Annotated in this window: 8 protein-coding genes and 1 pseudogene; 1 reads left to right on the top strand and 8 read right to left on the bottom strand. The window is 65.8% G+C overall.

The features are described from left to right. Window positions 1-169: 169 nt before the first annotated feature. From AC2VOP_RS11365 to ftsE, 5 genes are all read right to left on the bottom strand, one after another. Window positions 170-913 carry a TetR/AcrR family transcriptional regulator gene (locus tag AC2VOP_RS11365; RefSeq protein WP_486961058.1) on the bottom strand — a complete coding sequence of 248 codons (744 nt, stop codon included), beginning with the start codon at window positions 911-913 and terminating at the stop codon, window positions 170-172. Window positions 914-1,104: 191 nt separating this feature from the next. Further along, on the bottom strand, window positions 1,105-1,950 hold the full coding sequence (locus tag AC2VOP_RS11360) for an EamA family transporter (RefSeq protein WP_486961060.1): 846 nt from the start codon (window positions 1,948-1,950) through the stop codon (window positions 1,105-1,107). Continuing rightward, on the bottom strand, window positions 1,947-2,456 hold the full coding sequence (smpB, locus tag AC2VOP_RS11355; RefSeq protein WP_486961057.1) for an SsrA-binding protein SmpB: 510 nt from the start codon (window positions 2,454-2,456) through the stop codon (window positions 1,947-1,949). Before smpB ends, AC2VOP_RS11360 begins: the two co-directional genes overlap by 4 nt. A 2-nt stretch (window positions 2,457-2,458) precedes the next feature. Then, the gene (gene ftsX / locus AC2VOP_RS11350; protein ID WP_486961056.1) at window positions 2,459-3,352 is read right to left on the bottom strand and encodes a permease-like cell division protein FtsX; all 894 of its coding nucleotides are present in this window, start codon (window positions 3,350-3,352) and stop codon (window positions 2,459-2,461) included. Beyond that, complete coding sequence (gene ftsE / locus AC2VOP_RS11345) at window positions 3,353-4,042, bottom strand: cell division ATP-binding protein FtsE (protein WP_486961059.1); 690 nt, start codon at window positions 4,040-4,042, stop codon at window positions 3,353-3,355. Between ftsE and AC2VOP_RS11340 the strand changes: the two genes are divergently transcribed. After that, window positions 4,035-4,298, top strand: a complete 264-nt coding sequence (locus tag AC2VOP_RS11340) for a hypothetical protein (protein WP_486961061.1) — start codon at window positions 4,035-4,037, stop codon at window positions 4,296-4,298. The genes ftsE and AC2VOP_RS11340 overlap by 8 nt on opposite strands. A 23-nt stretch (window positions 4,299-4,321) precedes the next feature. Here AC2VOP_RS11340 and AC2VOP_RS11335 read toward each other — a convergent pair. The 3 genes and pseudogenes from AC2VOP_RS11335 to AC2VOP_RS11325 form a co-directional block, all read right to left on the bottom strand. After that, window positions 4,322-4,456 (bottom strand): annotated as a pseudogene (locus tag AC2VOP_RS11335) (Rv3103c transmembrane domain-containing protein); the annotation flags it as partial. A gap of 62 nt (window positions 4,457-4,518) precedes the next feature. Next, entirely contained in the window at window positions 4,519-5,463 is a 945-nt protein-coding gene (locus tag AC2VOP_RS11330) for a mechanosensitive ion channel family protein (RefSeq protein WP_486961055.1), read from the bottom strand. Next, a partial coding sequence (locus AC2VOP_RS11325) for a peptide chain release factor-like protein (RefSeq protein ID WP_486961054.1) occupies window positions 5,453-5,817 on the bottom strand: 365 nt, incomplete at its 5' end. The genes AC2VOP_RS11330 and AC2VOP_RS11325, both read right to left, overlap by 11 nt.

Here is a 5,817-nt window from a genome sequence, read left to right as displayed (position 1 = left end):
CGACGCTTACGGTGGTCTCCTGCCTGCACCGGCACGCTTCCCTTGATTCGACGCGCGAAGTCGAAACCGTTCAGCCCCTTTCGTGTTTTTCTGGGAGCCCTGCCGACCATCGGCAGAACACTCCATTGTAACCGATAGCCGGTCACGATATTCCGCGGCGCAAGACGGCTTAGCCGCTGGCGTGGAACGCCGGGTCGGGTTCGACCATCGCATCGAGGATCGCCATGGCGGCGACGGCCGCCAGCCGCCACTCGGCCGGCTGCCCGTCAAGTGCCGGCTTGATGATTACCGGGTCGACGATCGCGGGGTTGGTGAGGCTCCGCGCAAGCAGACCGTCGATGACCGACGACGTCGTCGCGGTCAAGACCTTGATGTCGAAACCGTCTTTCATGCGCATCCCGAGCACGGGCAGCGCAACGCGGTAGAGCTCGGACATCCGGTCGACGAAGTGGGCCTCTGAATCGACAAGCGCCGCCAGGATTCGCCGTTGGTCCCTGGACCCGAGCGTCGGCAGGGCGGCGGCGAGGGCGGTGGACAAGCGCCACCTCAGCGAGCGGGAGGTGTCTTCGAAGTTTCGGGCAGCTGTCTGTCGGATCATCTCGCAAAGGACGCCTCGCCGTCCCTCAGGCGTGTCGAGGTGGTCTGCGTTGTCGTCAAGCACCTTCCTGGCAACCCGCAGGGTCTCGCCGAAGTACGTCGCCCCGTCGGAGGGGACGAGCATCCGCTCCATCAAGTCGACGTAGAACGCCTCCTTGTTGGACCACGTGCGATAAACCGAGCTGCGTGGTACCTCGGCGAGCCGAATCAGTTCTTCCATGTTCAGGTGCGCGAGGCTCACGGTCACGCCGCCGCTTTCCGTGAGCATCTCGAGTGCCGTGTTGAGAATGCGTTCCCGCAGCTCGGTCTCGGACATGCGGTGACGCTTGCGACCGTCGGCGGTCGCCCACGCCCGCGCTTCCCGACTGTCCACCTGTCTGTACGGCATGATTCAAAACTAATGTCCTCGATATCCGATTTCCAGCAGCCTCGGGCCGTCCGGTCATGCGACGAGCCGAGCCACAGCACACGTGAGCAGCGCGCCGCGACCATACCCGCCGCACACAGTTACCCGGTGGTGATCATCGCGACCGCGAGCAGCGCCGCCACCATGCCCACAATTTGCCAGCGGTGCGTCCGCTCGCGCAGCACCAGGATAGCCAGCACCACTGTCACCGCTGGGAACAGTGAGATCAGCACGCTGGCCAGCGACAGCGGGGAAATCCGCAGCGCCAGCAGCATGGCCACGTTGGCGCCGACGTCCAACAACGCTGCGGCCAACGCCAGCTTCACCGCGTTCCCCGACGGAAGCCGCAGATCGCGCGCCGCCGCCGCAACGGTGATCACCAGCCCCACGGCCGCCAGCCGCGCGAACAACAGCGGCCAGAGTCCGGACTCCGCCGGCACAAGCGCAATGAAGACGAAGTTCAGCCCGAACGCCACTCCGGCGCCGATCGTCAGCCAGGCGACCTTCGGTGTGAACCGGTGCGGCTTGACGTCCTCGTCGGTGGCTTCCCGGCTCACCAGGACGACCGCCACCAGCGCCACCACGATGCCGGCCGCGGCCACCGGGCCGGGCCGCTCCCCCTCGGCCAGGCCGACCAGCACCGGGACGCCGGCCGTCAACACCGCGGTCAGCGGCGAGACCACCGAGATGGGGCCGGAACCTAGGGCCGCGTAGAACCACCACCCGCCCAGGCCCAACGCCACTCCGCACGCCGCACCCCAACCGATCGCGCCCGGATGGATCGGTCCGCCCACCGCGGCGGCCAGCCCGCCCAGTGCCACCAGCGTCGCGGGGTAGGAGAGCAGCACCACCCGCAGCGCGGGCACCCGGCGTGCGGCGATGCCACCCGCGAAGTCGCTCATCCCGAAGCCGACCGCGGACAACAACGCGAAGACAATGCCGGTCAGGTCATGCCCTTGGCACGCCGGCCCAGCGCTCGGGTCATCTCCCGCTGTGCGTCCCGGCGGGCCAAGTCCTGACGCTTGTCGCGGGCCTGCTTGCCGCGGGCCAGCGCCAGCTCCACTTTGACCCTGCCCGCGGTGAAATACACCGACAGCGGCACCAGGGTGAGGTTGCCGTCGCGCACCTTGCCGACCAGGGTGTCGATCTGGCGGCGGTGCAGCAGCAGCTTGCGGTTGCGCCGCGTCGCATGGTTGGTCCAAGTGCCGTGGTGATACTCCGCGATGTGCATATTGCGCAACCACACCTCACCGTCGTCGATGGTGGCGAACGCGTCGGCCAGCGACGCCTGGCCGGCCCGCAGACTCTTGACCTCGGTACCGACCAGGGCCACCCCCGCCTCGAACACCTCCAGGATCGAATAGTTGTGCCGGGCTTTGCGGTTGGTGACCACAATCTGCTTACCCTGCTTGCCAGTGCTCCCGCCGGCGGCCGCTTTGGCCTTCTTGGCCACCGCTATCGCCGGACGTAGAGCCGCAGGGTGGCATACGCCGTCACCCCGGCCATCGCCACGCCCACTATCCACAGGACCGGGGTGATGTAGAGGACGTCGGCGTAGTCGACCCTGGCGATCAGATTAGCCCGGTAGAACTGGTCGAGCGCCTTTTCCAGGAACATCGCCCGCACCAGGATCAACCCGGCGACCGCGATGACGACACCCACGGTCGCGGCCAGCATCGCTTCCAGCAAGAAGGGCAGCTGGGTATACCAACGGCTGGCTCCCACTAGACGCATAATGCTGACTTCTGTGCGCCGAGTGTATGCCGCGACCTGAACCATGTTGGCGATCAACAGGATTGCGCCCACAGCCTGGACCAGCGAGACGGCGAACGCGGCGTTGCTCAACCCGTTCAGCACCGCGAACAGCCGGTCGATCAGCTCCTTCTGGTTGAGCACACTGCGCACACCGGGCTGACCCCTCACGGCATCGTCGAAGTCCTTGTGCTGCTCGGGGTTATCCAGCTTGACAACGAACGACGCGGGAAACGAGTCCTTGGCCGCAACGTCCTTGAACTGCGGAAACTTTCGGATCGCGTCGGCGTAGGCGTCGTCGCGGTCGAGGAAGCGCACCGAGTTGACATCGTTGCGGGCCTCGATGAGTTCCCGCAGCGCCCGGCACTGCGCGGCCTCGCAGGCCGGGTCGTTGGCCGAGAGGTCGTCGTCTAAAAACACCTGCGTCTCGACCCGGTCGAGGTAGATTTCGCGGGAATGGTCGGCCAGCCGCACCACCAGCAGCCCGCCGCCGAACAAGCCGATGGAGATCGCGGTCGTGAGGATCATCGCGACCGTCATGGTGACGTTGCGACGCAGGCCGGTGAGAACCTCGTTGAGCAGAAAGCCGAAGCGCACTTAACGGTCCATTCCGTAGACACCGCGCTGCTCGTCGCGCACCAACCGGCCCAGCGACAGCTGCACCACCCGTTGTCGCATCGAGTCGACGATGTGATGGTCGTGAGTGGCCATCAGCACCGTCGTTCCGGTGCGGTTGATCCGCTCCAGCAGATCCATGATGTCCTCGCTGGTGTCGGGGTCGAGGTTGCCGGTGGGCTCGTCGGCCAGCAGCACCAGCGGCCGGTTGACGAAGGCACGGGCGATGGCCACCCGCTGCTGCTCGCCGCCGGACAACTCGGCGGGCATCCTGTTGGCCTTGCCGGACAGGCCGACCATCTCCAGCACGTCGGGAACCACCCGGTTAATCATCTCGGACCGCTTGCCGATGACCTCCAGCGCGAACGCGACGTTGGCGAACACCGTTTTCTGTTGCAGCAGCCGGAAATCCTGGAACACGCAACCGATGACCTGACGCAGCTTCGGCACGTGGCGCCCGGACAGCTTGTTGACGTGGAACTTCGACAACCCAATGTCACCTGCGGTCGGTGACTCCTCGGCCAGCAGCAGCCTGATGAAGGTGGACTTGCCCGAACCGGACGGACCGATCAGGAAGACGAACTCGCCCTTGTCGATCTTGACGTTGATGTTGTCCAGTGCCGGACGGGCCGACGATTTGTACTGCTTGCTGACATGATCGAACGTGATCATCACGGGTGGCAAGTCTAACTGGGCGTTTCGACCGGCCCGGACACTCGCCCGCCGGCGAGGCGGCCGTGCCCAGATCTGGGGAGAAGCCGGCACACGGAATCAGTTGCCGGGTGCAGACGGCGGCGCCGTGGTAGGCGCCGTGGTCGTGGTGGTCGTGGTGGGCGCCATGGTCGTGGTGGTCGTGGTGGTCGTGGTGGGCGCCCACGTCCGCGTCGGCGGCGGCTCCTGCAGCCTGCTACGCGGCACCCATGTGTAGTCCGGATCTGGGATGAATCCCGGCGGCACCATTTGGGGTGCCGGGGTCGGAGTCGGGGACGACTGGCCGGAGTGCTGGAAGTCTTCGTAGACCCACCACAGTCCCATGAAAGCCACGACCAGCACGACGGTGGACGTGCGGACGTGGCCGCCGAACATAGACCCGCGCTGGCCGCGCTCCCTTCTGCGACCAACCGTTTTCAGCGTGTCCAGGGAGAACCTCACTGGGCCTGGCCCTGCGATTCTTGCTGCGCGGTGCTGGTGGTCGCGTCGATGGTCGGCGACGCCTCGCCGGCGGCGACACCGGAACGGGCCAGTGCCCTAACCACCAGCCTGCGTAAATGTCGGCCCACCTCGAATTGCCGGCCGGGCAATGTGCGGGCCACCAACCGCAAGATCACGGTGTCGACTTCGATGCGTTCCACCCCCATGACGGTGGGCGCGTCGAGCAGCAACTCGCCCAGCCCGGCGTCCTCGCGGGCGTGCTCGCACTCTTGGCGCAACACGTCATTGACCAGATTCAGGTCCGCGGTAGTGGACACCGGAATATCGATGACCGCGCGCGCCCAGTCCTTGGATTGGTTGGCCGTCTTGACGATCTGCCCGTTGGGCACGGTGAAAACCTCACCTTCCGCGGAACGCAGCTGAGTCACCCGCAAGGTGACGTTCTCCACGATGCCGCTGGAGACGGGGCCCGATGTCGTTGTCAATTCGACCAAATCGCCGAATCCGTATTGCTTTTCGGCGATGATGAAGAACCCGGCCAGCAAGTCCTGCACCACACGTTGAGCGCCGAACCCCAGCGCCGCGCCCACCACGGCGGCCGGAGCGACCAGCCCGCGTATCGAGAACCTCAGGATGTCAGCGATCTGCATGACAGCCGCGATCGCGATCATGACGATCGACACCCATGAGATCACCGCCGCCACCGCCTGCCGGTGCTTGGTGGCCTCCGAGCGCACCAGCGCGTCACTGTCGGCTAAGCCGATGTCGAGGCGCCCAGTGAGCTTGTCCACCGCCCAATTGACGAACCGGGCCGCCAGCACCGCCCCGATGAGCACCAGCACGACGTGCAGGCCGCTGGTGAGTAACCATCGGCTGAACTCACCGCGCCACAGGCCATGCCACCCGAGGTCGGTTGCTACCACGGTGGTATCAGTCGTCATCTGGTCTGTTCCGCCACCGGATCCCCGCTTCCAGGAAACCGTCGATGTCACCGTCGAGCACCGCGACCGGGTTGCCGACCTCGTACTCGGTCCGCAGATCCTTGACCATCTGATACGGGTGCAGCACATAGGAGCGCATCTGGTTGCCCCACGACGCGCCGCCGTCGCCTTTCAACGCGTCGAGCTCTGCGCGTTCCTCTAACCGCTTGCGCTCCAACAGCTTTGCCTGAAGCACCCGCATGGCTGCCACTTTGTTTTGCAGCTGCGACTTCTCGTTCTGACAGGTGACGACGATACCGGTGGGCAGGTGGGTGAGCCGAACCGCGGAGTCGGTGGTGTTCACCGACTGCCCGC

The sequence above is a fragment of the Mycobacterium sp. TH-M106 genome (genome assembly GCF_057473765.1).
Note: the sequence above shows the minus strand (reverse complement) of the source record. Positions and strands in the feature narration are given on the sequence as shown.